Annotated in this window: 24 protein-coding genes; 10 read left to right on the top strand and 14 right to left on the bottom strand. The window is 72.0% G+C overall.

Annotation, left to right across the window (positions count from 1 at the left end; genetic code table 11):
* Nucleotides 1-35 precede the first annotated feature (35 nt).
* Genes LL648_RS10675 through LL648_RS10685 form a run of 3 tightly spaced genes read right to left on the bottom strand, consistent with a single transcriptional unit; the run spans nucleotide 36 to nucleotide 3,541 of the window.
* Entirely contained in the window at nucleotides 36-419 is a 384-nt protein-coding gene (locus LL648_RS10675; protein WP_232662332.1) for a globin, read from the bottom strand.
* A gap of 21 nt (nucleotides 420-440) precedes the next feature.
* The gene (locus LL648_RS10680) at nucleotides 441-1,439 is read right to left on the bottom strand and encodes a mechanosensitive ion channel family protein (RefSeq protein ID WP_232662333.1); all 999 of its coding nucleotides are present in this window, start codon (nucleotides 1,437-1,439) and stop codon (nucleotides 441-443) included.
* The gene (locus LL648_RS10685) at nucleotides 1,436-3,541 is read right to left on the bottom strand and encodes a prolyl oligopeptidase family serine peptidase (protein WP_308190290.1); all 2,106 of its coding nucleotides are present in this window, start codon (nucleotides 3,539-3,541) and stop codon (nucleotides 1,436-1,438) included. Before LL648_RS10685 ends, LL648_RS10680 begins: the two co-directional genes overlap by 4 nt.
* Before the next feature lie 46 nt (nucleotides 3,542-3,587).
* Here LL648_RS10685 and pdxR (LL648_RS10690) point away from each other — a divergent pair, with 46 nt between their 5' ends.
* Nucleotides 3,588-4,988: a MocR-like pyridoxine biosynthesis transcription factor PdxR gene (gene pdxR, locus LL648_RS10690; RefSeq protein ID WP_232662335.1), complete on the top strand. Its 1,401-nt coding sequence runs from the start codon at nucleotides 3,588-3,590 to the stop codon at nucleotides 4,986-4,988.
* A 160-nt stretch (nucleotides 4,989-5,148) separates the two neighbouring features.
* Here pdxR (LL648_RS10690) and pdxR (LL648_RS10695) read toward each other — a convergent pair whose 3' ends face one another.
* Entirely contained in the window at nucleotides 5,149-6,519 is a 1,371-nt protein-coding gene (gene pdxR, locus LL648_RS10695; protein ID WP_232662336.1) for a MocR-like pyridoxine biosynthesis transcription factor PdxR, read from the bottom strand.
* 68 nt (nucleotides 6,520-6,587) lie between these two features.
* Here pdxR (LL648_RS10695) and LL648_RS10700 point away from each other — a divergent pair, with 68 nt between their 5' ends.
* Entirely contained in the window at nucleotides 6,588-7,529 is a 942-nt protein-coding gene (locus LL648_RS10700; protein ID WP_232662337.1) for a DMT family transporter, read from the top strand.
* A 64-nt stretch (nucleotides 7,530-7,593) separates the two neighbouring features.
* On the opposite strand, the gene LL648_RS10705 is transcribed toward LL648_RS10700, so the two are convergent.
* A complete protein-coding gene (locus LL648_RS10705) occupies nucleotides 7,594-8,370 on the bottom strand; it encodes a PmoA family protein (RefSeq protein WP_232662338.1) in 777 nt (258 codons plus the stop codon).
* Nucleotides 8,367-9,518 carry a Gfo/Idh/MocA family protein gene (locus tag LL648_RS10710; protein WP_232662339.1) on the bottom strand — a complete coding sequence of 384 codons (1,152 nt, stop codon included), beginning with the start codon at nucleotides 9,516-9,518 and terminating at the stop codon, nucleotides 8,367-8,369. Before LL648_RS10710 ends, LL648_RS10705 begins: the two co-directional genes overlap by 4 nt.
* Before the next feature lie 208 nt (nucleotides 9,519-9,726).
* On the opposite strand from LL648_RS10710, the gene LL648_RS10715 reads away from it, so the two are divergent.
* The 4 genes from LL648_RS10715 to LL648_RS10730 are packed head-to-tail and all read left to right on the top strand — an operon-like array spanning nucleotide 9,727 to nucleotide 13,569.
* Complete coding sequence (locus tag LL648_RS10715; protein WP_232662340.1) at nucleotides 9,727-11,055, top strand: ABC transporter substrate-binding protein; 1,329 nt, start codon at nucleotides 9,727-9,729, stop codon at nucleotides 11,053-11,055.
* A complete protein-coding gene (locus LL648_RS10720) occupies nucleotides 11,055-12,002 on the top strand; it encodes a carbohydrate ABC transporter permease (protein WP_232662341.1) in 948 nt (315 codons plus the stop codon). Before LL648_RS10715 ends, LL648_RS10720 begins: the two co-directional genes overlap by 1 nt.
* Entirely contained in the window at nucleotides 12,002-12,904 is a 903-nt protein-coding gene (locus LL648_RS10725) for a carbohydrate ABC transporter permease (protein ID WP_232662342.1), read from the top strand. The genes LL648_RS10720 and LL648_RS10725 overlap by 1 nt, the downstream gene beginning before the upstream one ends.
* Nucleotides 12,901-13,569 carry a hypothetical protein gene (locus LL648_RS10730; protein WP_232662343.1) on the top strand — a complete coding sequence of 223 codons (669 nt, stop codon included), beginning with the start codon at nucleotides 12,901-12,903 and terminating at the stop codon, nucleotides 13,567-13,569. The genes LL648_RS10725 and LL648_RS10730 overlap by 4 nt, the downstream gene beginning before the upstream one ends.
* Here the strand turns inward: LL648_RS10730 and pruA are convergent.
* On the bottom strand, nucleotides 13,517-15,142 hold the full coding sequence (gene pruA, locus LL648_RS10735; RefSeq protein ID WP_232662344.1) for an L-glutamate gamma-semialdehyde dehydrogenase: 1,626 nt from the start codon (nucleotides 15,140-15,142) through the stop codon (nucleotides 13,517-13,519). The genes LL648_RS10730 and pruA overlap by 53 nt on opposite strands.
* Nucleotides 15,143-15,185: 43 nt before the next feature.
* Nucleotides 15,186-16,784 carry a PucR family transcriptional regulator gene (locus tag LL648_RS10740; RefSeq protein WP_232662345.1) on the bottom strand — a complete coding sequence of 533 codons (1,599 nt, stop codon included), beginning with the start codon at nucleotides 16,782-16,784 and terminating at the stop codon, nucleotides 15,186-15,188.
* An 83-nt stretch (nucleotides 16,785-16,867) separates the two neighbouring features.
* Between LL648_RS10740 and LL648_RS10745 the strand changes: the two genes are divergently transcribed.
* Together LL648_RS10745 and LL648_RS10750 are read left to right on the top strand one after the other, a co-directional pair.
* A complete protein-coding gene (locus LL648_RS10745; RefSeq protein ID WP_232662346.1) occupies nucleotides 16,868-17,791 on the top strand; it encodes a proline dehydrogenase family protein in 924 nt (307 codons plus the stop codon).
* 79 nt (nucleotides 17,792-17,870) lie between these two features.
* Nucleotides 17,871-19,262, top strand: a complete 1,392-nt coding sequence (locus LL648_RS10750) for an amino acid permease (protein ID WP_232662702.1) — start codon at nucleotides 17,871-17,873, stop codon at nucleotides 19,260-19,262.
* A gap of 342 nt (nucleotides 19,263-19,604) precedes the next feature.
* On the opposite strand, the gene LL648_RS10755 is transcribed toward LL648_RS10750, so the two are convergent.
* Entirely contained in the window at nucleotides 19,605-20,045 is a 441-nt protein-coding gene (locus tag LL648_RS10755) for a nitroreductase/quinone reductase family protein (protein ID WP_232662347.1), read from the bottom strand.
* 51 nt (nucleotides 20,046-20,096) lie between these two features.
* On the opposite strand from LL648_RS10755, the gene LL648_RS10760 reads away from it, so the two are divergent.
* Nucleotides 20,097-20,576 carry a MarR family winged helix-turn-helix transcriptional regulator gene (locus tag LL648_RS10760; RefSeq protein WP_232662348.1) on the top strand — a complete coding sequence of 160 codons (480 nt, stop codon included), beginning with the start codon at nucleotides 20,097-20,099 and terminating at the stop codon, nucleotides 20,574-20,576.
* A gap of 267 nt (nucleotides 20,577-20,843) precedes the next feature.
* On the opposite strand, the gene LL648_RS10765 is transcribed toward LL648_RS10760, so the two are convergent.
* On the bottom strand, nucleotides 20,844-21,287 hold the full coding sequence (locus LL648_RS10765) for a TIGR03618 family F420-dependent PPOX class oxidoreductase (protein WP_232662349.1): 444 nt from the start codon (nucleotides 21,285-21,287) through the stop codon (nucleotides 20,844-20,846).
* Between the two features lie 61 nt (nucleotides 21,288-21,348).
* Between LL648_RS10765 and LL648_RS10770 the strand changes: the two genes are divergently transcribed.
* On the top strand, nucleotides 21,349-22,455 hold the full coding sequence (locus tag LL648_RS10770) for a D-alanine--D-alanine ligase family protein (protein WP_232662350.1): 1,107 nt from the start codon (nucleotides 21,349-21,351) through the stop codon (nucleotides 22,453-22,455).
* A 322-nt stretch (nucleotides 22,456-22,777) separates the two neighbouring features.
* Here LL648_RS10770 and LL648_RS10775 read toward each other — a convergent pair whose 3' ends face one another.
* The 4 genes from LL648_RS10775 to LL648_RS10790 are packed head-to-tail and all read right to left on the bottom strand — an operon-like array spanning nucleotide 22,778 to nucleotide 25,519.
* Nucleotides 22,778-24,016: an Nramp family divalent metal transporter gene (locus LL648_RS10775; protein WP_232662351.1), complete on the bottom strand. Its 1,239-nt coding sequence runs from the start codon at nucleotides 24,014-24,016 to the stop codon at nucleotides 22,778-22,780.
* Nucleotides 24,013-24,696: a metal-dependent transcriptional regulator gene (locus LL648_RS10780; protein ID WP_232662352.1), complete on the bottom strand. Its 684-nt coding sequence runs from the start codon at nucleotides 24,694-24,696 to the stop codon at nucleotides 24,013-24,015. The genes LL648_RS10775 and LL648_RS10780 overlap by 4 nt, the downstream gene beginning before the upstream one ends.
* Nucleotides 24,697-24,717: 21 nt before the next feature.
* Entirely contained in the window at nucleotides 24,718-25,269 is a 552-nt protein-coding gene (locus LL648_RS10785) for a DUF3515 domain-containing protein (protein ID WP_232662353.1), read from the bottom strand.
* 13 nt (nucleotides 25,270-25,282) lie between these two features.
* Nucleotides 25,283-25,519, bottom strand: a complete 237-nt coding sequence (locus LL648_RS10790) for an Lrp/AsnC ligand binding domain-containing protein (protein WP_232662354.1) — start codon at nucleotides 25,517-25,519, stop codon at nucleotides 25,283-25,285.
* Nucleotides 25,520-25,523: the final 4 nt, after the last annotated feature.

Raw genomic sequence — 25,523 nt, forward strand, 5'->3', positions numbered from 1 at the left:
CAAACCTTCGGCCGAATGGCGGCAGCGCAAACGGGTCAGAAGTGCGAGTTGACCATACTGGCCGCTGCGTATTCCATGTAGGACCACAGTTGGGCGCGGTGCGCGTCGTCCAGATCGGCCTCGTCGACGGCGATGCGCATGCACTTCAACCAGGCATCCCGCTCGATCGGACCGATCGTGAACGGCGCGTGGCGCATCCGCAGCCGCGGGTGTCCGCGCTGGTCGGAGTAGGTGCGCGGGCCGCCCCAGTACTGTTCGAGGAACATCCGCAGCCGGATCTCGGCGGGGCCGAGGTCCTCCTCCGGGTAGAGCGGGCGCAGGACGTCGTCGCGGGCGACCTCCTCGTAGAAGCGGGCGACGATCTTCTCGAAGACGGGCGCGCCGCCCACCTCGGCGTAGAAGTTCTGCGGGTCGGTCACGTCTCCATCATCCCCGTTCGCTCACGAGATGGCGGGCCGGCCCGCGTTGGATGTGGGGAACACGGAGGGGCGGGGGACGTCGGCGTCGTCGAACGCGTCGGCGATCGCGGCGTTGAGCGCACGCTGCACGGCGAACTGCTGGCCCGGTTTGACCTTCACGGTGAGCCGCAACGTGACGCCTTCGGGACCGACCCGTTCGACGCCGAGCACCTCCAGGTCGTTGAGGACGACGTCGGCGAGGTCCTTCTCGGCGAGCCGATCCGCGGCCACCTGCCCGGCGAGCGCGGAGGCGGTGGCGATGTCGGCGGTGTGCGCGACGGGCAGGTCGATCACGGCGACGGCGTAGCCCTGGCTCTTGTTGCCGACCCGCAGTATCTCGCCGTTGCGCACGTACCAGACGGTGCCGTTGACATCGCGCAAGGTGGTGATGCGCAGGCCGACGGCCTCGACGACGCCGCTGGCCTCACCGAGGTCGACGATGTCGCCGACGCCGTACTGGTCTTCGAGCAGCATGAACATGCCGGAGAGGAAGTCGCGTACGAGGTTCTGCGCGCCGAAGCCGACGGCCACCCCGACGATGCCCGCGGAGGCGAGGATCGGGCCGAGGTTCACCCCGAACTCGGCCAACACCATGATCGACGCGATGACCAGCACAACCGCGGAGCTGATCGAGCGCAGCACCGAGCCGATCGTCCGGGCCCGTTGGACGTTGCGGGCGTCGCGGGGGGAGTCGGGGTCGCCCCGACGCAGCCGCGGAGCCCGCCCGACGATCCGGGTGACGCGCGAGCTGGTGGCGCCGTCGACGATCCGGTTGATCACGCGGTGCACGAGGTGCCGCGCGATGAGCGCGAGCACGACGATGAGCAGGATGGACAGCGACGTCGACACGATCGCGTCGGCCGAATTGGCGATCATGTCGTTGCTGGTCCACTGGTAGAACGTGGCGCACCAGGTCCCAGCCTGGTCGGCGCATGCCGGCCGGCCGAGGAACAGTGCCGGTTGCAGGAGTTCCTGCGTCACATCAGCTCCAATCCGGTGTGTGCGGCCAGGAACGCGAGCTGGTCGACGGCGAGCGCGACGGTGCGCGAGACCGAGCGGGCACCGTGCCCGACATCGGTCTCCCTGCGCAGCAGCACCGGGCGCGACCCGACGTCACCGGCGGTGGCGTGCTGCAGAGCCGCGCACATCTTGCGCGCGTGCAGCGGGTCGACCCGGGTGTCGGACTCGAACACCGTGAACAGCACCGCCGGGTAGACGGTTCCTGGTTCGACGTGGTGGTAAGGGGAGTAGGAGAGCAGCCACTGCAGTTCGGTGGGGTCGGCGGCGGTGCCGTACTCGTCGTTCCAGGTGCGCCCCAGCGAGAACTCCTCGTAGCGCACCATGTCCAGCAGCGGCGCTGAGCAAACGACGGCCCGGTACAGCTCGGGGCGCTGGGTGAGCGCCGCGCCGACGAGCAGGCCGCCGTTGGACCCGCCCATGATCGCCAGCCGGTCGGGTGTCGTGGTCCCGGCGGCGACGAGTGCCTCGCAGGCGGCATGCATGTCGTTGAACACGTTCTGCTTGTTGCCGCGGTTCCCGGCGAGGTGCCACTGCTCGCCCTCCTCGTTGCCGCCGCGCAGCGACACAACCGCGTAGGCGCCGCCGGTGGCGACCCACGCGAGGGCCGAGGACGTGTAGGCGGGCTCGCGGCTGAGCCCGAAACCGCCGTAGCCCGTGACGATCATCGGGTGCGGGCCTTCACACTCGGGGCTCAGCACGAACATGCGGACGGTGGTGCCGTCGGTGGAGGTGAACTCCCGCTGCTCGCTGCGGATCGACGGCACCGGGGCGGCACCGGGCGCGGCGGCCTCCAGGACGGTCGTGCCGGCCTCGAAGCGGTGCACCTGCGGCGGGGTGACGAAGTCGGTCCAGCCGATCCACAGCTTGCCGGCTTCCGCGGGCGTGTCGCGGTCGGCGACCGAGAGACCGGTCAGCGAGCCGTAACCGGGCAGCGGGACGGTGCCGCGCGGCGTGCCGTCGACGGCGTGCAGTGCGAGCTCCGCGACGGCGTGGCGGCTGCGGGCGAGCACGAGCAGCGACTCGCCGTCGGCGGTCGCCGGGTCCATCCGCCGCACTCCGTTGAGCACGGAACCGGGGTCCTCGGCGATGAGCTCGCGCCAGCTGTCCCGGCCGGGGGTGCGCGGGTCGGTGACGACGAGCCGCCACCGCGGCGCGTCGGCGGTCGTGCGGAGGTAGAGCAGGCCGTCGCGGTGGTCGACCCAGGCGGAGACCTGCACGTCGTCGTCCTGCGTGAGGACGGGGACGAGCGCCGGGTGCTCGTCGGCCTCGAGGTCGGCTATCCAGAGGCTGTCGCGGCGGGCCGTCCCGACGGTCCCGTTGACCAGCAGCCAGCGCCCGTCGCGGGACACCTGCACGCCGTAGTAGGTGTGGTCGGTGTAGAGCGCGGGGCCTTCGACCAGCACGTCCTGGGCGGTCGGGGTGCCGATGCGGTGCAGCCACACCCTGCGGTGGAACGCCTGCTCCTCGGCCGGCGCCTCGGACTCGTCGACCATCCGCACGAAGTAGAACGCCTCGCCGCCCGGGAGCCACGAGACGGCCGAGTAGCGGCAGCGGTCGATGGGTGTCTCGACGTCCTCGCCCGTCCCGACGTCGAGGACGTGCAGCACGGACATCTCGTTGCCGCCGACGGAGAGCTGGTAGGCGATTTGCCGACCCTCCAGGTCGGGCACCCATCCGTCGAGCGTGGTGAGCCCGTCGGGGTCGATCCGCGCGGGGTCGATGAGGGCCCGCTCGCTGCCGTCGGGCTCGCGGACGTAGAGCACGGAGTGCTCGTGGCCGGGATCACGTCGGGTGGAGAAGCGCCTCCCGGCGCGCCAGAGCGGGGCCGACACCGAACCTGCGGAGAGCAGATCACGCAGTGCCGCGGCGAGCCGTTCGCGTCCGGGAAGGGTGTCGAGGCGACGCTGTGCGAGCTCGTCCTGAGCCGCTGACCAGGCCCGGGTGCGGTTGTCGTCGGGGTCTTCCAGCCAGCGGTACGGATCGGCGACGCGGTGGCCGTGCAGTTCTTCGACGAGATCGAGTCGAACGGCCTCGGGGTAGGGGTCGATCGCAATCTCGGTCACGCGAGCCGAGACTACGTCACCCATAGGTGGCATCCTGATCTGGGCAATGCTGTTCGCAACAGGAAGGCCACTTGTGGAGTTGCCGCCGCTCGTGCTCGACCGCGACGACGAGCGACCGCTTGCGGTGCAGCTCGCGGACGCGTTCCGCGCCGCTGCCGCGAACGGGACGTTCCGGGCGGGCGACCGGCTGCCGTCGACCCGAGGGCTCGCCGCGACGCTGGGTGTGAGCCGGACGGTCACCGCAGCCGCGTACGACCAGCTGCTCGCCGAGGGCTGGCTCGCTGCACGCCGTGGCGCGGGCACGTTCATCGTCGGGCTCCCGGACGGCGCCCGCACCGCGGGTCGGCCTGCCCTGCTCGCGACGGAGGGTGCGGCCGGTGTGGGGTTGATCGATCTGACCGCCGGATCGCCGTGCGTCGAGGTGCTGGACCGTGCGGCCTGGCGGCGGGCGTGGCGGGCCGCGGCCGACACCGCGCCGGCGACAGCGCCCGAGCGGTGGGGGCAACCTGCGTTCCGCGCGGCGGTCGTCGAGCACCTGCTGCGGCACCGTGGACTGCCGGCGGATCCCGCCGAGGTGCTCGCCACGGCCGGCAGCACTGCGGCGGTCGCGGAGATCGCCCGCACGTTGCCTGCGGGTTCGCGGGTGGCCGTCGAGGAGCCGGGGTACCAGCTCGCCGTCAACACCCTGCGAGCTGCTGGGCACGAGGTGCTGCCCGTCGCCGTCGACGCGTCGGGGCTGGTCGTCGACGCCTTGCCGCGCGGGCTCGCGGCCGTGTACTGCACGCCGGCGCACCAGTACCCGCTCGGTGTGCGGATGTCGGCGGCGCGCAGGGTGGCGCTGGTCGAGAAGGCGCGGGCGGAGGGGTTCCTCGTCGTCGAGGACGACTACGACGGCGAGCTGCGCTACGACGTAGCCCCGTTGCCGTTGCTCGCCGCGCTCGGCCCGGACGTCGTGGCGCACCTGGGGACTGCCAGCAAGCTGCTGACCCCGACGCTCGGCGCGGGCTGGCTGGTCGCGCCGGCCGCGCTGCGGGCGGCCGTGGTCGACATGCGCGAGCGGACCGGTTCGCAGCCCGCACCCGCCGGCCAACGGGTGCTGGCCGCCCTGGCCGCGCACGGCGACCTGGCCCGCCACCTGCGCAGGCTCCGTCGTGAGCTGGCCGTGCGGCGCGCGGTGACCGTCGAGGCTGCGGGCTCGGCCGGCCACGAGGTGCTCGGCGACGCGGCGGGCGCACACGTGGTCGTCCCGCTGCGGGACGCGCAGGCCGAACGCGATGTCGTCGGCGCGGCCGCTGCGGCCGGGGTGAAGGTCGACGGGCTCGCCCGGCACCACACGGGCCCGCAGCGCGTCTGTGGGATCGTGATCGGCTTCGCGGTGCTGCCGCGCCCGGTGCTGGACGAGGCCCTCGCGCTGCTCGCCGTTGTGCTGAAGGGGACCAGCGCGTAGCGGAGGCGTGCGTCGAATCGGGGGGACTCGCCCGCTGAAACGTGGGACTCGCCCGCCGGGACGTGGGACTCGCCCGCCGGGACGTGGAACTCGCCGTGCCGGAGGTGTCGACTCACCGCTCTGAAAGTGTCGACTCACCGCTCTGGAGCGCGCGACTCGCCTACTCCAGCGCCGCGGCTATGCGGCGCACGCCTTCGGTGATGCGGTCGGGGGTGCTGGCTGCGTAGCCGACCACCAGGCCGGCCGGGCCGGGGCGCGTGCGGTGCCACGCGAGCGGGTGCACCAGCACGCCCAGTTCCCGCGCGCGGTCGACCAGTGCCACGTCGTCGGTGACGTCGGGCAGCACGACCATCAGGTGCAGGCCGGCGGCCACCCCGTGGACGGTTGCGGTGGGCAGGTGGCGATCCAGCGCGGCGAGCAGGGCGTCGCGCCGCTCGCGGTGGCGGGCGCGCACGAGGCGCAGGTGGCGCTCGAAAGCACCGGTCGTGATCATCCGTGCGAGGGTGAGCTGTCCGAGGGCCGGGCTGGTCATGTCCGACCAGCGCTTGCGCTCGATGATCTCGGCCCGGAGAGCCGCTGGGGCGATCATCCAGCCGATGCGCAGCGCGGGCGCGAGCGTCTTCGAGACGGTCCCGAAGTGGACGACGTGGTCGGGCGCCATCGGCTGCAGGGCGGCTACGGGCGGGCGGTCGTAGCGGTGCTCGGCGTCGTAGTCGTCCTCGACGACGAGGCCGCCGTCCCTCGCCCACTGCACGAGCGCCCTCCGGCGAGCCGCGCCGAGCACCACGCCGGTGGGGTACTGGTGGGCCGGGGTGACGACGACGTGCGCGGCGCCGGTCGCGCGCAGCGCATCGACATCGATGCCGTCGTCGTCGACGGGGACCGGCACCACCTCGTGGCCCCAATGGCGCACCTGGTCGCGGGTGCCCGCCGAGCCGGGGTCCTCGAACGCGACGGTCCGCGTGCCGGCCTCGTACAGGGTCTGCATGAGCAGCGAGAGGCCTTGCGCGACACCGTTGACGATGACGATCTCAGCGGGGTCCGCGCGGATCCCGCGCGTCCGGCTCAGCCATGCGCTGAGCGCCTCGCGCAACGCCACGGTGCCGCGCGGGTCGCCGTAACCCAGTTCCGCGGCCGGGAGCGCGGCGAGCACCTCGCGTTCGGCGCGCAGCCACGCCTGCCGGGGGAACGAGGAGAGGTCGGGCAGGCCCGGCGACAGGTCCAGCCCGCCCGTTGCGGGCGCGGGCGCCGTCGGCTCCTTGTCCCGGACGGCGACCGTGGCCGAGACGGACGTCCCACCGCCGCGCCTGCCCGAGAGGAGGCCTTCGTCGGTGAGCCGGCGGTAGGCCTCGACGACGACCCCGCGCGAGACGCCCAGCTGCTCGGCGAGCGCCCTCGACGCCGGGAGCTTCGCGCCGATCGCAAGCCGGCCGTCGGCGACACCCGTGCGCAGCGCGGATGTGAGCCAGTCGGCCAGCCCGTGGTGGGGCGCCGCTGACGCGTCGAGCTGCAGGAAGTCGGTTCCCGGCAACTTGGCCCACTTCCTCTCCGATGACTTGGCTCTGTCCGTAGAACCAAATACGACAGAGCCTACGTTGTGTGAGCACTTCCGTGATCTCCAGAACCTCCGTCCGCTCCGGCGCGCTGCTGGCCGTGGTCGGCATGACCTGCGTCGGTGGCAGCGTTGCGGTCTCGCAGACCGTCGTCGACGCCCCGCTGTTCACCCTCCAGGCCGTCCGGTACGCGATCGCCGCCGTGCTGCTGCTGGTGATCGGCCTGGTGAGCCGCCGACACCTCCCGATGCCGCGTGGACGTGAGTGGTTGTGGCTGGCCGGAGTGGCGGGGACCGGGTTGGTGCTCTTCAACGTGGCCGTGGTGCGCGGTGTCGAGCACGCCGAGCCGGCCGTGATCGGCGTGGCGGTGGCGTCGGTGCCGCTGGTGCTCGCGGTGGTGGGCCCGCTGGCCGCGCGCAGACGGCCGGCTCCGGCCGTGGTCGTCGGGGCCGGGGTGGTGACGGTCGGCGCGGTGCTCGTGCAGGGCGGCGGGCAGACCGATGCGGCGGGCATCGCCTGGGCGTTGCTGGTGCTGGCGACGGAGGCGGCGTTCACGCTGCTCGCCGTGCCGGTGCTGGGGCGGCTCGGGCCCTGGGCGGTGTCGCTGCACGCGGTGTGGATCGCGACGGTCGGGCTGGCGGTGCTCGGTGTCGTCGTCGAAGGCCCGGCCGCGGTCGGGCAGCTCGCCCTGGGCGACGTCCTCGCGGCCCTGTACCTCGCGGTGATCGTCACGGCCCTCGCGTTCGTGCTCTGGTACAGCGCGGTCGGGCGGCTGGGTGCCGGGCGGGCCGGCTTGTTCACCGGCGTGGTGCCGATCGCGGCCGCGGCCGGCGGGGTGCTGCTGGGTGGCGCGGTGCCGGCGCCGATGGTCTGGGTGGGGACGGCGGTAGTGGTCGCCGGGCTGGTAGTCGGGTTCGGCGGGGGTGGAGCGGACGTGGCACGACGCCGGTCGCGGGGAGGGCAGGAAAGCCACGTTCAGGCCCTCTGAGGGCAGGAAAGTGGCTTTCCTGCCCTCGCGCGGCAGCGCTGGCCCCGACCCGACCGGCGACGGTTCAGCCTTCGTCGGTGATGGTCGCCTCGATCTTGCGCCGCAGGCTTTCGCCGGGCGCCAGGGCCAGCCGGGTGTCCCACGCGAACGCGGTTCCGACACCGGGGTACCCGGCGGCCCGGACGAACCACGGGTCGCCGTCGGCGGATCGCAGCACGAGCGTGAACCGGGGCGTCCGCAGCGCGATCCACGGCGTCACGGCACCGTTGAGCGCGTCCTCGCCGGCGAGGCCCGGCCCGGTGACCTCCGGCGTGCCCGGCGGCAGGCGCCAGAAGAAGCCGCCGTAGCCCGCGCCCGACCGCCCGGCCGTTCCCGGGCTGCCCAGCGTGATCGTGCGGTCGGTGCTGTTGCGCAACTCGCTGGTCTGCGTCAGCGTCCACCCGCCCGGGGACGGGGCCGCGGCGATCCGGCGGTGCTCCACCAGGACGGTCTCACCGGTGTGGCCGACCCAGCCGAGCTCGTGCTCCAGATGGGACGGGCTGCGGTCGGTCCAGCTCCGGTGCTCGATCCGGCCATGGTCGCCCCGGTACTGATAGCCGTCGGGGGAGCGGTAGGTGCCGCCGCCCCAGAAGTTGGTGCCGTCCACGTCGGCGACCGCGACGGAGAACCCCAGGTGCCAGCGGTGGTCAGCGGGCGCGAAGTCGGTCACGGCCACCCCGCCGAGCGTCCGGACCGGGTGCAGGTGCGGCCGCGGGCCCCAGGTCGGGTCGATGCCGGTGGTGTCGGTGCGGTAGCGGGCCACCTCGCGCCCGCCGATCTCGAGCACGTGCTCGTCGGTCATCGGGGAACCTCCTGGTCGGCGGGCCACGGCGCAGGCAGCTCCGAGAAGAGCGCCAGCCGTTCCGCGCACTCCCGGACGATCTCGTCAACGCCCTCGACGACCGGTCGGCCGCCGTCGGTCGTCAGTGCCGACGCCGGCACCGGGCGGGCCGGACCATCGATCCGCACGGCCTCCAGCACCTGCATGAACGGCCTGCTCGCCGAAAGCGGCGAGACCAGCGGGATGCTCGGGTCGGCGAGGTGGTCGAGCAGGTTCTCCAGCAGGTCGGTGCGGCCGGCCGGCGCGGCGACGGCACCAGCGGACGTGTGCCCCGTGAGCCGGTCGGCGGTGTAGCCGAGCTCCAGGCGGCCGTGCTCGCCGTGCACCACGAGCACCGGGTCACGCGCGGTGCGCGCGCACAGCGTCACCGCGATGACAACCGGCACGCCGGCGACGGTGATCCTGGCCGCCGCGGTGTCGTCGCCTTCCGGTGACATCGCCCGGTAGCGCTCCAGTTCGACGCCCAGCTCGACGTCGTCGGGGGTGCCGAGCACCCGCAGCGCCGCGGCGACGGCGTGCGCGTAGGCGTTGGTGAGGGCGCCGTCGGTGACGGGCGTGTCGCCGAGCCGCATCCGGCCCGCCCACGGGGCACGCTCGAAGTACGAGACCTCCCGCACCCACGCCCCGTGCACGCCGACACCGCGGATGCGACCGAGCTCGCCGCGGGCGATCAGGCCGGCGGCGTGGTCGAGCGCCGCCGAGCCGAAGGCCTGGAACCCGACCTGGCAGACGCGGCCGGCCAGCTCGACCTGTGCGGCGAGCGTGTCGAACCCGGCGAGCGTCGCGGTCGGTGGCTTCTCCAGGAACAGGTGCGACCCCGCGGCGAGCGCCTGCTCGGCCAGGGGGAGGTGGGTGTGGATGGGCGTCGAGACGATGGTGACGTCGGGCCGGGTCGCGGTCAGCACGGTTGCGGCGTCCTGGCCGATGACAACGCCGGCCCCGCCCGCTGTGGCACGCACGGCGTCGATCGAGGCGGCGTCCGGTGGGCGCTCGTCGACGAGCGCCGCGATGGCGATCCGGCCTTCACCGGCGATCCGGACCAGCCTGTCGAGGTGGACCCTTCCGAACCCGTGCACGCCGACCAGCGCGACCCGCGGCGGTGCGCCCATGCCTGCCCTCCTAGCCATCGACTGAAAACGTTTGCAGTCGAGTACGTCCGCAACGACCTGCGGGTTGGAGTTCAATCATGCAAATTCATGAAAAGGTTGGCAAGACGGGTTGACGCCGCACCGGAGCTTTGACGTAATGAGCGTCTCATCGGCATGTTCGCGCTAACACCCCGCCCTCGCGAGGCCGTCCCGGATCGAAGGAGCTCCCATGGCCAGGTTCGTCAGGCGCACGGCGAGGACGCCAGTGGTGGTCGCGCTCGCCGCGGTCGCGTCGGTGGTGCTCGCTGCCTGTGGAGGCGGTGCGTCCGGGCAGCAGGACGCCGGCGGAGCGCCGGTGACGGACCGGCCGGTGCAGCTCTCGGTCGCGTGGTGGGGCGGCCCGGCGCGGGCCGAGCTCACCCAGAAGACGCTCGACGCCTACACGAAGAAGCACCCGAACGTCACGTTCACGACGCAGTGGCAGGGTTACTCCGGCTACTACGACAAGATCAATACATCGGCGGCGGGCCGGAACGCACCCGACATCATCCAGATCGACAACCGGGTGCTGCGCGAGTACGCGAACAAGAAGATCATCGCCGACCTCGGGCCGTGGATGGGTGGCACGCTGAAGGTCGACAAGATCGACCCGAAGCTGCTGGGCACCGGCAAGGTCGACGACAAGCTCTTCGCGTTGCCGCTCGCGTCCAACACGCAGGCGTTCGTCGTCGACAAGGCCGTCGTCGAGCCGCTCGGGCTGCTGCCACCGGAGACCGGCTGGGCGACGTGGGACGAGTTCGCCGCGTGGGCGGGCAAGGTCAGCGCCGCGACCGGTGGCAAGGTGTGGGGCACCCGCGACGAGAGCGCGAGCATCAGCGCCTTCGAGTACTGGGTGCGCCAGCAGGGCAAGGAGCTCTACGACGGGCCGAAGCTCGGGTTCGGCGCCGCCGAGGTGAAGGCGTGGTTCGACATGTGGGCCGCGATGCGCGACAGCGGCGCCGCGTCGCCGCAGGAGGTCGCGCAGCCGGCCAACGCCGGTGACATCTCCAAGAACACCGTGCTGACGAAGCAGACGGTGACGACGTTCAGCTACGACAACCAGTACACCGAGCTGGTGAAGGGCACCGACCACGCGCTGGTGCTGGTGCCGCTGCCCGGGGCCGCGGAGGGTGCCTACGCCCGCCCGTCGCAGTTCTTCACCGCGTACTCCCGCGGCGCCAACCTCGGCACCGCCGTCGACGTGATCAACTTCTTCGTCAACGACCCGGAGGCGGGCGCGCTGCTGGGCACCGAGCGCGGCCTGCCCCCGAACGCCGACGTGCGCGCGGCGATCCAGCCGAACTTCAGCGACCAGCTCAAGTACGTCGTGGCCTACGACGAGCGTGTGACCGGGGCCGCGGGCGACACCCCGCCGGTGCCGGCGCAGGGCGACTCGCAGATCAACCAGCTGCTGATCTCGTCGGCGGAGAACGCCGGGTTCGGGCGGCAGTCCAGCCAGGCGGCCGCCGAGGAGTTCGTCTCGCAGGCCAACTCGGCGCTCGCCCGCGCCAGCGGCTGATGGCCGTGGTCACCGAGGCCCCGGTCCGCGCCCCTCGCCGAGGGGGTCGGCAGGCGGACCGGGCGAAGGAGGCCGTCGCGGGGTACGTGTTCCTCTCCCCGTGGTTGCTCGGGTTGTTCGGCGTGACGCTGCTGCCGATGCTGTACTCGCTCTACCTGAGCTTCACCGACTACGACCTGCTCCAGGACCCCGAGTGGGTGGGCGTCGAGAACTACGTCCGCATGTTCACCGACGACCCGAAATTCTGGAGCTCGGTCGGCGCGACGCTGCTGTTCGCCGTGGTCTCGGTGCCGTTGAAGCTCGCCGTGGCGCTCGGCGTGGCGCTGCTGCTCTACCGCAACCGGCGTGGTGTCGGGATGTACCGCTCGCTGTACTACGTGCCCTCGCTGCTCGGCGGCAGCGTGGCGATCGCGATCGTCTGGCAGACGCTGTTCAGCGGGCAGGGCGCCGTCAACGAGGTGCTGGGCTTCTTCGGCATCCAGGGCTGGAGCTGGATCACCAACCCGTCCACGGCGCTGGGCACGCTGGTGCTGCTCGCGGCCTGGCAGTTCGGCGCCCCGATGGTGATCTTCCTGGCCGGGCTCAAGCAGATCCCGGCGGAGATGTTCGAGGCAGCCTCCCTCGACGGCGCCGGGCGGGTGCAGCAGTTCGTGCACGTGACGCTGCCGCTGCTCTCGCCGGTGCTGTTCTTCAACCTCGTGCTGGAGACGATCGCCGGCTTCCAGGGCTTCACCGCCGCGTTCGTGATCAGCGGCGGCACCGGCGGCCCGGCCGACTCGACGCTGCTCTACACGCTCTACCTGTACATGCGTGGCTTCGGCGACTTCCAGATGGGATACGCCTCGGCGATGGCGTGGGTGTTCCTCGTGGCGCTGGGTGTGGTGACGGCGCTCGTCTTCCGCAGCGGGTCGCTGTGGGTGCACTACGCCGACGAGGGGGACCGGTGATGGCCGCGCCCACGACGCTCGCGCCGGTCCAGCAGGACGAGCCGGTCCGGGGTGCGCCCGCCGGCGGGCGGCGGTGGTACCAGGGCGGCGCGGCCCACATCGTGCTGCTCGGGCTGCTGGTCGTGGCCCTCTACCCGATCGCGTACATGATCGGGACGTCGTTCAAGTCGCCGCAGGAGATCCTCAACAACATCGACATCTGGCCGCGCGAGTTCAGCCCCGGCAACTACGCCGAGGGCTGGGCGGGCATTCCCGGCATCACGTTCGGCACGTTCTTCCTCAACAGCGCCGTCGTCTCGGCCGGTGTCGTGATCGGCAACGTCGCCGCGTGCTCGCTGGCGGCGTTCGCGTTCGCGCGGCTGCGGTTCCCCCTGCGCGGGCTGTGGTTCGCGCTCATGATCGGCACGTTGCTGCTGCCGCACCACGTGCTGATCGTCCCGCAGTACGTGCTGTTCAACAGCCTGGGCTGGATCAACACGCCGCTGCCGCTGATCGTGCCGAAGTTCCTCGCGACCGATGCGTTCTTCGTCTTCCTCATGGTGCAGTTCATGCGGGGCATCCCGCGGACGCTCGACGAGGCAGCCGAGATCGACGGCTGCGGTCCGTACGGGCGGTTCTTCCACGTGGTGCTGCCGCTGACGAAGCCCGCGCTGGTGACGACTGCGGTGTTCTCGTTCATCCAGACCTGGAACGACTTCTTCTCGCAGCTGGTCTACCTGAACGACCTCGACCAGTACACCGTGCCGATCGGGCTGCGGCTGTTCCTCGACTCCAGCGGGCAGAACGCCATCGCGCCGATGTTCGCGATGTCGGTGCTCTCGCTGGTGCCGGTGTTCCTGTTCTTCCTCTTCTTCCAGCGGTTGATCGTCGACGGGATCAACACCAGCGGGATCAAGGGATGAGGCGGCGGGCGCCGGAGCCGACCGGCTCCGGGCGCGGCTGGAAGGAGCAGGTGCGCCGGGTCTCGGAGCTGGCGCTGCTCGGCATCGTCGCGTCGGCGCTGGCCCTGCCCGTCCTGACGATCGGGGCGGTCGTCGCGACCCTCTCCGCAGCCGCGGCGCACTGGGTGGAGCACGACGAGCTGCCCCCGTGGCGGGTACTGGGCGCCGAACTGCGCCGGCGGCTCCTGCCGGGAGCCGTGGTCAGCGCCGCCGGCCTGCTCGCTGCGCTCGTCGTCGCGGCTCAGCTGCGGTGGCTCGGCAGCGGCGCCGTGCCGGGTGGCGGGATCGGTCGCGCCGCGGTGCTCGTCGCGGTGGCCGGCCTGCTCGGGGTGGTGCTGCTGGCCGTCCCGCGGCTGGCCTGTACGCCCGGGGGAAGGGGGCGGACGTGGCGCCGCGCGCTGGCCGAGGGCTGGACGGATGCGCGGCGCGTGCCGCTGGCGGCCGCGGCCGCCGTCGGCGTGGTGCTGCTCGCCGGGGTGCTGGGCGCGCTGCTGGGTGCGGTCGCGCTCGTGCTGCCGGCGTTCGTCGTGGTCGCCCTGCACGCGGTGCACCGGGCGATGGTCGCTGGCCCTGTCAGCCCTGGTGCGGGTACGCCGAGCTCTTCGGTGCCACGAACGTTTCCTTGATCGTCCGCGGGCTCACCCAGCGCAGCAGGTTGTAGATCGAGCCCGCCTTGTCGTTCGTGCCGGAGGCGCGCGAACCGCCGAAGGGCTGCTGGCCGACGACGGCCCCGGTGGGCTTGTCGTTGACGTAGAAGTTGCCGGCGGCGAACCGCAGCGCCTCCGACGCCTTCGCGACGGCGCCGCGGTCGTTGGCGATCACGGCACCCGTCAGCCCGTACGCCGCGCCCTTGTCGACCTGCTCGAGCACCTTGTCGAAGTCGCCGTCGTCGTAGACGTGCACCGCGAGGAACGGGCCGAAGTACTCGGTGCTGAACACCTCGTGCGTCGGGTCCGAGCCGACCACGACGGTGGGGCGCACGAAGTAGCCGGTGCTGTCGTCGTTGGTGCCGCCCGCGACGACCTCGAGCGTCGGGTCGGAGTGCGCGAGCTGCTGCGCCGCGCTGAGCTTGGCGAACGCCCGCTCGTCGATCACGGCGCCGAGGAAGTTGTGGAAGTCGGCGACGTCGCCCATGGGCAGGGCGTCGACCTCGGACGCCAGGTCGTCACGCAGCTTCGCCCACACCGAGCGCGGCACGAACGCGCGCGATGCCGCGGAGCACTTCTGGCCCTGGTACTCGAACGCGCCACGCACGAGCGCGGTCCGCAGCACGTCGACGTCGGCGGAGGGGTGGGCGAGGACGAAGTCCTTGCCGCCGGTCTCGCCGACGATCCGGGGGTAGCTCGCGTACCCGCCGATGTTGGCCCCGACCTGGCCCCAGAGGTGCTGGAACGTCGCGGTCGAGCCGGTGAAGTGGATGCCGGCGAGCGCCGGGTCGGCGAGCAGCACGTCGGAGAGGTCGCGGCCGTCACCGGTGACGAGGTTGATCACGCCCGGCGGCAGGCCGGCCTCTTCGAGCAGTCGCATGGTCAGGTGCGCCGCGAGGCCCTGCGTCGGCGACGGCTTCCAGATCACCGTGTTGCCCATCAGCGCGGGCGCGGTGGGCAGGTTGCCGGCGATCGCGGTGAAGTTGAACGGCGTGATCGCGTAGACGAAGCCCTCCAGCGGGCGGTAGTCCATGCGGTTCCACACGCCGGGGCTGCTGACCGGCTGGTTCTCGAGGATCTGCTTGCCGAACGCGACGTTGAACCGCCAGAAGTCGGCCAGCTCGCACGCGGAGTCGATCTCGGCCTGGAAGCAGGTCTTCGACTGGCCGAGCATGGTGGCGGCGTTGAGGGTCGCCCGCCACGGGCCGGCGAGCAGGTCGGCCGCACGCAGCAGGACGGCGGCGCGCTCGTCGTAGGGCAGCGCGCGCCAGTCGGCCGCGGCGCTGGAGGCAGCCGCAACCGCCGCCTGCGCGTCCTCGTGGGTCGCGTTGGCGGTGGTGCCGAGCACGTGCTTGTGGTTGTGCGGCGCGACGACGTCGGTGCGGGTGCCGCCGGCCATGCGCTGCTGCCCGTCGATGGTCATCGTGAGCTCGTGCTGCTGGCCGCCGAGGCGGATCAGCGCCTCTTCCAGGCCCGCCCGCTCCGGCGAACCGGGGGCGTAGTCCCTGACGGTTTCGTTGCGCGGCGCGGGTGTGCCGGTGGTGGCGTCCATGGGGAGCAGAGTAGGAATCCGGGGTCATCGATGTGTCGTCCGGTCACACAGCGATGTCCCGGCCGCCTTGTGCAACTGGACGAAGTGCGATGAGCAGCTGCAGATGGTGCACGAGCCGGGCCCGCGGGTCGCCGAGCTGCAGGCCTGCGACCGTGCTGGCGCGGCGCAGCCGGTAGCGCAAGGTGTTCGGGTGCACGGTCAGCTGCTCGGCGGCCACGCGGACGTCGCCCATCGCGTCGAGGTAGGCGACGACGGACCGGGCGAGGTCGGAGCCGTGCTCCTTGTCGTGCGCGACGAGCGCCGCGACTGCCGGATCGTGCAGGTCGGGTGATGCAGCGACGGCGCGCAGCGTGCCGTCGAGCAGGATCTCGGCCCGCAGGTCGACCAGCGCGGCCACATCGACGTCCGCGCCCATTGCGTCGAGCACGCGGTCGGCGTCGCCCCGCGAGGCCGCAACGCCCTCCAGTCGCGGCACGGCGGAGCCGATGCCGGCCTGCACCCGCACCCCCGTCCGGCGGAGGGTGAGCGCCACGACCTCGGCGCACATCGCGCGCAGGCCGCTCTCGGCACCGTCGAGCGGGACGCCGGGCAGCACCGCGTACACCCGCGCGCCGTCCGACGCGGTGAGCGCCGCCCTCCGGTACGTCGCGGCGTGCACGGAGACCACGTCGGCCAGCTCGGACACCCCGAACTCGTGCGAAGAGCCGGTCTCCGAGCGGGTGGCGAAGGCGGCGACCACTGCGGACGCGCCCGGGTCGATGCCGAACGTCCCGGCGACGAGCTCCGGGCTCACCCGCCCGCCGAGCAGCCCGATGACGAGGTCGCGGCTCCACCTCGTGCCGGGGCTGCGTTGCGCTCGCTGGCGGATGAGGTGGCCGGCCGCGACACGTGCGGCTCCGATGAGCACGCTCTCGGCCCGCTCCGCGAGCGGGACGGCGCCCTCCTGCACCCAGATCGTGCCGAGCCAGCGCTGGCCGGCGTGGATGCCGACCGCGAGCCGTCGCCGGACGCCCTGCTCGGCGTGCTCGTCGATGTGGACCACTTCCTCACCGCCGCGCACCCGGTCGAAGACCCCCCACTCGCGCAGCAGCCGCAGGTAGTCGGGTGGGCCCTGGCGGCCGAGGATGGAGAGCCTGCGCAGCTCGTCGGCCAAGAGGTTGTCCGAGCGGGAGTACGCGAGCACGCGGCTCGCGGTGTCCTCGATGCTCACCAGCCCGCCGGTGAGCAGTCCGATCGTCTGGGAGAGCGTGAAGAGATCGCCCGGCCCGGGTTCCGTCTCGTCCTCTTCGACGACGCCGCGCGCGAGCTGCTCCACCTGGTCCCAGCGGGCGTCGTCGCGCACGGCGAGCAGCGCCACCCCGGCATCGGACGCGGCGGCCCGCAGCTCCGTCGCGGGCCCGCGACCGGTCTTCACCGCGACGGCGACCGCGCCCCGGCGGGCGACGGCGGCAACCGTCCTGGTCGCGGCGCTGCCGCGGGCGCCGATCACCAGCACGAGCCGGCGGCTGTAGTCGTCGGGGTCGTCATCCGGATCGACGATCGCGATGCCGCTCACGGCGGCGTCCAGGCCGGCCGGGGCCACGAGCACGTCCACCAGCGGCTCGCCGATGGCGCCCAGCAGCTGACGCAACGTCGCCTCCATCGGAAGATCGTACGACGGAGGGCGCCATTCATTGTCCGCCTGTACCAACCGCAGGTGTTGTGGGAGATCTACCGTTCCCCGCCATGATGAGGACAGCGTTGCTGGCCGCCGCGCGATCGCCGGTGTGCCGGAAGCTTGCCGAGGAGACCCCTCTGCTGCGTCCCGTCGTCGACCGGTTCGTCGCCGGGGTGACCGCCGGCGACGTACTGGCCGCGGCGCGGAAGATCACCACCGACCGGCTCGTGACGATCGACCACCTCGGTGAGGACGTCACCGACCGCGCGCAGGCCGACGGCGTCGTCGACGCCTACCTCGTGCTGCTGCGCCTGCTCGGCGACGAGGGCCTCGCGCCGCGTGCCGAGGTGTCGGTGAAGCTGTCCGCTCTCGGGCAGAGCCTCCCGTTCGACGCCGACAAGATCGCGCTCGACAACGCGCGGCGGATCTGCGAGGCCGCCCGTGCCGCCGGCACCACCGTGACCGTCGACATGGAGGACCACACCACCACCGACTCGACCCTGGGGATCGTCCGCGACCTGCGGCTCGACCACCCGTGGGTGGGTGCGGTGCTGCAGGCGCAGCTGCGCCGCACCGAGTCCGACTGCCGCGACCTCGCCGGCGCCGGCTCGCGCGTGCGGCTCTGCAAGGGCGCGTACGACGAGCCGTCGAGCGTCGCCCACCGCGACCCCGCCGAGGTCGACCGGGCCTACGTGCGCTGCCTGAAGATCCTCATGGCGGGCGAGGGCCTCCCGATGGTGGCGACGCACGACCCGCGGCTGATCGAGATCGCCCAGCACCTCGCGCGGGTGAACGGACGCGGCACCCGCTACGAGATCCAGATGCTGCACGGGGTGCGGCCGCGGGCGCAGCAGGAGCTCGCCGCGCTCGGCCTGCCCGTCCGCGTCTACCTGCCGTACGGCACCGAGTGGTACGGCTACTTCATGCGCCGGCTCGCCGAGCGCCCGGCCAACCTGGCCTTCTTCGCGCGGTCGCTGCTCACGCGCGGCTGAGTTCTCCCCCATCGAAAGGAGGCAGTTCTTGTCTGAGAAATCGGATGTCGGCAAGGGAGCCCGCACCGGGCTCCCGATCATGAGGCGCAAGCCCATCGACGACATCGAGCCGGAGGCGGGCACCGGTCTGCAGCGCACCCTCGGGTTGCGCCAGCTCACGGCCATCGGGATCGGCGGCATCATCGGTGCCGGCATCTTCTCGCTGGCCGGCGCGGTGGCGAACGAGACGGCGGGTCCTGCCGTCGTCATCTCGTTCCTCATCGCCGGTATCGCGAGCGCCGCCGCGGCGTTCTCCTACGCGGAGTTCGCCGGGCTGATCCCGAAGGCGGGTTCGGCATACACGTACGGATACGTCGTGCTCGGGGAGTTCGCGGCGTGGTTCATCGGCTGGGATCTGCTGCTGGAGTACACGGCGATCGTCGCGGTGGTGGCGATCGGCATCTCGGGGTACTTCAACGACCTGTTGGGCTTCCTCGGCATCCAGCTGCCACCGTGGATGCTCGGCGCGCCGGGGACCGAGGCGGGCGACGCCCCTGAGGGCACGTACGTCGTCAACCTCTTCGCGGTGCTGCTCTGCCTGCTGATCGCGTTCGTGCTCAACCAGGGCATCAAGGGCGCGGCACGGTTCGAGACGCTGCTGGTGTACCTCAAGGTCGCGATCGTGCTGCTGGTGATCGTCGTCGGCTTCTTCTACGTCGACGCCGGCAACTACAACCCGTTCACGCCGTTCGGGCTGACCGGGGCGTTCACGGGAGCGGCGACCGTCTTCTTCGCGGTGTTCGGCTACGACGCCATGAGCACGGCGGCCGAGGAGTCGAAGGACTCGCAGAAGCACATGCCGAAGGCGATCATCTACTCGCTCGCGGTCTCGATGGTGCTCTACGTGCTGGCCTGCCTCGTGCTCACCGGCATGGTCAACTACAAGGACATCGACGGCGAGGCGGCGTTCTCCTCCGCGTTCGCCGACGTGGGCCTCCCGTGGCTCGGCGCGATCATCGCCGGTGGTGCGATCCTCGGCATCCTGACCGTGCTCTTCACGTTCCTCATGGGGGCGTCGCGGGTCGGTTACGCGATGAGCCGCGACGGCCTGCTGCCGCCGTGGTTCTCGAAGACGCACGCGGTGAACAAGTCGCCCACGCGCATCACATGGGTGCTCGGGATCGCGTCGGCGATCATCGCGGGCTTCCTCCCCATCGGGGCGGCGGCCGAGCTGACGAACATCGGCATCCTGCTCGCGTTCGTCGTGGTGTGCGTCGCGGTGATCGTGCTGCGCTACCGCCGTCCCGACCTGCCGCGCTCGTTCCGGCTGCCGGGCATGCCGGTCGTCCCGATCATCGGCGTGGTGTTCTCGATCTGGCTGATCACGTTCCTCGCGCCGGAGACGTGGCTGCGGTTCGCCGCTTGGTTCGTCATCGGGCTGATCGTGTACGCGTTCTACGGCTACCGGCGGTCGAAGCTGGCCAACCGCTAGCTCAATCGAGGGGTTCTGACAGCGCCCCCGGGACGTTTCGGGCGTCCCGGGGGCGCTGTCAGATGAATCGCTGCAGCCGTCATGGTCGGCGGCCCGCTGGCGGCGGGCAGGTTTGGTGAACGAACGGCACTTTCGTCCACACCTATTGGACGAGAGTGCCGTTCGTTCGAACTCTTCGGCCCGGCAACGTGTGCGTCCCGGACCCATCTCGTCGGCGTCCGGGGCATCCGGGGCGTGCGGAGGCAGGTGGCGGGCGGAGGCCCGTGCACAGGTTGGTGCCTCCGTGCACAAGTTCGAACCTGTGCACGGGGAGGCGAACCTGTGCACGAGCAACCCTGGCGTTCAGGTCCGGATCTCGAAGACCGCCACGTCGTCGGCGATCGCGGCGAACTCCTCCGGGGTGCCGTCCTTCACCATGCCGAGGCGCTGGAAGAACGGGATGCCGGTGGGCACCTCCGTCGGGAAGGCGGCGACCACCGCCCGGCGCTGCGCGGGGTCGGTGACCTCCGGCAGCTCGACGCTGCGCTTGCGGTGCCCCCTGGCGAGCACGCCGCGACCCGCGGCACGGACGTTGCGCGCCCAGTCGCCGTCCGACAGCGCCGCCACGAGGTAGCGCCGGCCGGCGAAGGTCATCGGGGATATCGGGGTCGTGCGCGGCTTGCCGGACGTGCGGCCGGGCACGGTCAGCACGTGGATGCTGCCGAGCGGGAGGTTGAGCCACGCCAGCACGCGCACGAACTTGTTCATCGGCTTGAGCCAGCCGGGGAGCGTCCCGGTCGCCATGGAAAATCCTTTCGGTAGCCGAAGTATCTCCTCCAAGGTATCTTCCTTCGGGTGCCGAAGCAATCAGCTGTGGATCGGGCCGCGCTCGCGGCCGCTGCTTTCGGCGGAGCCGCCGACGCCGTCGACGAAGCCGCCGCGGCCCATCTCGGGATCAACCGCACCGACCTGCGTCTGCTCGGGATCGTCCAGCTGGAGGGGCCGCGGTCGGCCGGGCAGCTCTCGATCGCGGCCGGCCTGAGCCCCGCGGCGACGACCGAGGCCGTGCAGCGCCTCGTCGGGCGCGGCTACCTGGCGCGCGAGGTGGACCCCGGCGACCGCAGGCGCGCGCTGATCACGATGGGGCCCGACGTCACGGGCGTGCTGGAACAGATCTACGGACCCGTCGCCCAAGAGGGCGCGAAGATGCTGCGGGAGTACACGGACGAGGAGCTCGCCCTGATCACCGCGTTCCTGGAGCGCGGCCGCACGTTCCAGGAGGAGCAGGCGGCGCGGATCAGGCGTCAGATTGCCGAGAGCGCGGCGCCGTCCTAGCTGCGGCGACGGTCAGTCGTCTGCCGGGGATGGCGGAAGGCGGGGTGCCAGGAAAGTCAGCCATGGCCCTCCGGGCCGCCACGAGGGATGGGAATCCGTGCTGGGCGCGGCGCGGGCGGGGCCGGGCGAGGGGTGCCTGGAAAGCCACTTTCCCGGCGTGTGGGGCCGGGAACGTGGCTTTCCCGGCAACGTGTGCGTCCCGCACCCGCCCGGCGCGGTGTCGACCTAGGGGCTGCGGCCTCGCGCACGTCGACCTCGACCATGGGGTCAGCCGTTGCCGTAGACCCGGGTCGGGGCGATGAGAACGGCCACCCGACGCTCCTCGCGCATCACACGGTCGTAGGTGTCCCAGTCGTCGTGGGTGCCGCCGGCGCCGGTGAAGACGGCCCGCAGGAGCACCCGCAGGCCCTCCGCGTCGATGCCGTCGGCGGGGTCGTCCGGGCCGATCAGCTCGCTCGGGCCCTCGATGCCCGCCCACTGCCAGCCCGACCGCCACGCGACGGACGTGGCCGGCCGTTCACGCAGGTTCCGCAGCTTGATCCGGCCGTACGTCACGTAGCCGACCACCGGTTCGCCGGTGATCGGGTGGTCCAGGACACCGGCGTTGACCAGCGATGTGTGCGGGGTGCCGTCGGCGCGCACGATGCTCACCGTGGCCAGCCCGGAGTCGGCGGCCACGATGCTGCGGATGGGGGCAAGATCGATGCTCACGCGTCGAGTCTTGCAGAGTCCCCGATCCGTGTCGGCCGATGCCGCGGCCTACCCTCGCCGCATGGGTGACAAGGTGCGGGTGGCAGTGGTCTTCGGTGGGCGGAGCAGTGAGCACGCCATCTCGTGCGTGTCCGCCGGATCGGTGCTCTCGCACATCGACCGCGACCGCTACGAGGTCACCGCCGTCGGCATCACCCCTGATGGCGGCTGGGTGCTCGGCTCCGACAACCCCCATGAGCTGGCGATCCACGACCGCGCCCTGCCCTCGGTCGAGAGCGGGACGGCGCTGGTGCTGCCCGGAGACCCCACGAGCGGCGGTCTCGTCGTGCTGGAGCCGGGCCGGGCGGGGGAGGTGCTCGGCGGTGTCGACGTCGTCTTCCCCGTGCTGCACGGCCCGTACGGCGAGGACGGCACCATCCAGGGCCTGCTGGAGATGGCCGGCATCCCGTACGTCGGCGCGGGGGTGCTGGCCAGCGCCGCCGGGATGGACAAGGAGTTCGCGAAGAAGCTGCTGGCCGCGGAGGGCATCCCCGTCGGTGATCTCGTGGTGCTGCGCAGGGACCGGGCGAAGCTCACGTTCGAGGAGCGCGAGCGGCTCGGCCTGCCCGTCTTCGTGAAGCCGGCCCGCGCGGGCTCGTCGGTCGGGATCACGCGCGTGACCGACTGGGCCGATATCGACGCCGCCATTGCCACGGCCCGCGAGCACGACCCGAAGGTGCTGGTGGAAGCGGCGGTCATCGGCCGCGAGGTGGAGTGCGGCGTGCTGGAGTTCCCCGACGGCTCGGTGCGCGCCTCCGTGCCCGCGGAGATCCGGATCGTCGGCACCAATGCGAGCGGGACCACGCCGACCTTCTACGACTTCGAGGCCAAGTACCTCGACGACGTGTGCGAGTTCGACATCCCCGCCAAGCTCGACGACGACACCGCCGAGCAGCTCAGGGAGATGGCGATCGCGGCGTTCCACGCCGTCGACGGGCAGGGGCTCGCCCGGGTCGACTTCTTCGTCGGCCCCGGCGGCGAGCTGACCGTCAACGAGGTCAACACGATGCCGGGCTTCACCCCGATCTCCATGTACCCGCGGATGTGGGCGGTGACGGGCGTCGACTACCCGACGCTGCTCACCACGCTCGTCGAGACCGCGAGGGCGCGGGGGACCGGGCTGCGGTAGGCGGGGGCGCTCACCGTCGGCGACTCGGCCGGAAGGTCAGGAAGGTCCGCCATTGCCGTCCGGGCCGCCACGAGGACGCGGAACCCGTGCCGGGTGCGTTGCGCACGCGAGGGCAGGAAAGCCACTTTCCGGCCCTCACAGGGCAGGAAAGTGGCTTTCCTGCCCTCCCCAAGCCCTCTGCACACTCTCGATCGGCCAGCGCCAGGAACCTCGGGTGCCGGTCCACCGCGGTGGCTGCAGCGATTCACCTGACAGCCACTTTCATGCAACGTCATTGCATGAAAGTGGCTTTCCTGAACCCCTGGCCACGCCTGAACGGGCCCTACGCGCCCGTCACCGTCTGCCAGATGAGGAACGCGTTCAGCCCGATGATGACGGCGGCGGCGGCCCCCGCGACGACCGTCGTCACCCTGCGGTTCACGAGCTCGGCCATGATGTCCTTGCGGCGGGTCAGCAGCACGAGTGGGACCAGCGCGAACGGGATCCCGAACGAGAGCACCACCTGCGAGAGCACGAGCGCGCGCGTCGGGTCCACCCCGATGCCCAGCACGACGAGCGCCGGGGCGAGCGTCAGCAGGCGCCGCAGCAGCAGCGGGATGCGGCGGCGGATGAAGCCCTGCATCACGACCTGCCCCGCGTACGTGCCCACGCCGGAAGACGCGAAGCCGGAGGCGAGCAGCGCCAGCGCGAACGCGAACGCCGCCGGCTGGTCGAGCACCCGGGCGAGCCCGGCGTGGACGCCTTCGAGCGTGTCGGTGTCGGGGACCGTGGTGCCGTAGAAGAGCGCTGCCGCGATCACCAGCATCGCCGCGTTGACCAGCCCCGCCGCGCCCATCCCGACGACGACGTCGGTCTGCTGGCGGCGCAGCAGGAAGCGGCGGTCCTGCAGGGTCTCGGCCGGGATCCGTGACTGGGTGAGCGCGGAGTGCAGGTAGATCACGTGGGGCATGACGGTCGCGCCGAGGATGCCGGTCGCGAGCAGCAGGCTCTCGGTGCCCTCGAACCGCGGCACCAGCCCGGCGGCCAGGTCGGCGCCGCCGATGTCGATCCGCAGCACGGTGGTCAGGAACCCGAGCAGGATCACGCCGAACAGGCCCGCGATCGCCAGCTCGAACGGCCGGTAACCGCGTCCCTGCAGTGCCAGCAGCGCGAACGCGACGATGCCCGTGATCACCCCGCCCATGAACAGCGGGATGCCGAACAGCAGGTTCAGCGCGATGGCGCCGCCGATGACCTCCGCGAGGTCGGTCGCGATCGCCACCAGCTCGGCCTGCACCCACATCCCGCGGGATACCGGGCGCGGGAAGTGGTCGCGGCACAGCTCGGGCAGGTTGCGGCCGGTCGCCATGCCGAGCTTCGCCGAGAGCGTCTGGATCAGCATCGCGAGCAGGTTCGCGCCGACGATCACCCAGAGCAGCAGGTAGCCGAACTCTGCGCCTGCGGAGAAGTTCGTCGCGAAGTTGCCGGGGTCGACGTAGGCGATGGCCGCGACGAACGCGGGTCCGAAGAAGGCGAGCCGACCCCGGGAGCCGATCGGTGGCGCGTCCCTGGTCGCCGTCACGGCGTGCCCGGCTGGCCGGTGGTCAGGACGTATCCGTGCACGAGGCGGGTCAGCGGTGTGCCGAGCGCGCGGCGCTGCCCGTCGATGACGATCCACCGCGGGCCGCCGAACGGTTCCTGCTCGGCGACGTCGAACTCGGCGCCGGGCACCACACCCAGCTCGCCGAGGTGGCGCAGCGCGGCGCTGTCGCGGTCGGAGACCCGCTCGACGTGGAACCGCGCGCCGGGCTCCACCAGCTCCAGCGCGACACCCCAGCCCTCGTCGTGGTGGCCGTGCCGCGGCGGGATCGGGTCGCCGTGCGGGTCGTGCGTGGGGTGGCCGAGCGCCGCGTCGATGCGTTCTTCCAGCCGCTCCGAGAGCGCGTGCTCCAGCAGCTCGGCCTCGGCGTGCACCTCGTCCCACGGCACGTCGAGCATGCGCGCGAGGAACGTCTCCAGGAGCCGGTGGCGGCGCACGACCCGCAGCGCGGCGCGCTCGCCGGTGTCGGTGAGCCGGAGCGATCGGTTGTCCGGCCGGGAGACGAGCTCGCCGTCCTCGAGCCGCTTCACCATCGCGGAGACCGAGGGGGAGGACACCCCGAGCTCCTGCGCGAGCAAGCCGGTGGTGACGGGCTCACCGCGGGTCGCGATGTGGTAGATCGTCTTGAGGTAGTCCTCGGTGGCCCGGGACATAGTCACCATGAACAGAGACTGTAGCCCTGTCTACCGAACGGCGACGGGTACTGCTGGCAACGTCGCGCCGACGACGTCCGATATGTGCTGCACCGGGGTGATCCCGGCGGCCACCGGCGTGGTGAACGCCACATACGTCGGGCGGTCGACGGCGACGTAGGTCACGACGACAGGGTCGGGGAGACCGTCGTCGAGCTTGAGCCACTGCACGCCGTTGACGACGAGCAGCTGGGCCACGGGCGTCAGCTCGGCCGGCCGCGGCAACCCGCAGCGCAGCACCGCGGGCCGAGGGGCGGCCGCCCACGCCCGGACCCCCGGCTGCACCGGGTCGGCGAGCGGTCTGGGGGGCATCGGTCCGTCCGGCGCGTCGAGCTGCTCGGGGAGCGCGGTGAGCAGCGCGGTGCACTCGGGCCCGGTCGCGCCCGGCGCGTCGACCGGCGCCACCGCCAGCGGCGACGTCTCCGCCACTTCGGGCACGTCGAACGCGCCGAGGCGGGCGGCGACCGCGATCGCGCCGACCACCACTGCGAGCAGCAGCGGCAGCGAGATCGCGACGAGCACCGGCGCCGGCGGACGGTTCACGGATCGGCGCAGGTCAGGTGAGGTGCACCACGGGGCAGGTCAGCGTGCGGGTGATCCCGCCGACGCCCTGCACGCGTGCGACGACGAGCTGACCGAGCTGGTCGACGTCGTCCGCCTGCGCGCGAACGATGACGTCGTAGGGTCCGGTGACGTCCTCCGCGGAGATCACCCCGGCCAGCCCGGCGATCTCGGCGGCGACGGCGGCTGCCTTGCCGACCTCCGTCTGGACCAGGATGTAAGCCTGTACCACGGCG

Source organism: Pseudonocardia sp. TRM90224 (assembly GCF_021245725.1).
Classification (GTDB): domain Bacteria; phylum Actinomycetota; class Actinomycetes; order Mycobacteriales; family Pseudonocardiaceae; genus Pseudonocardia.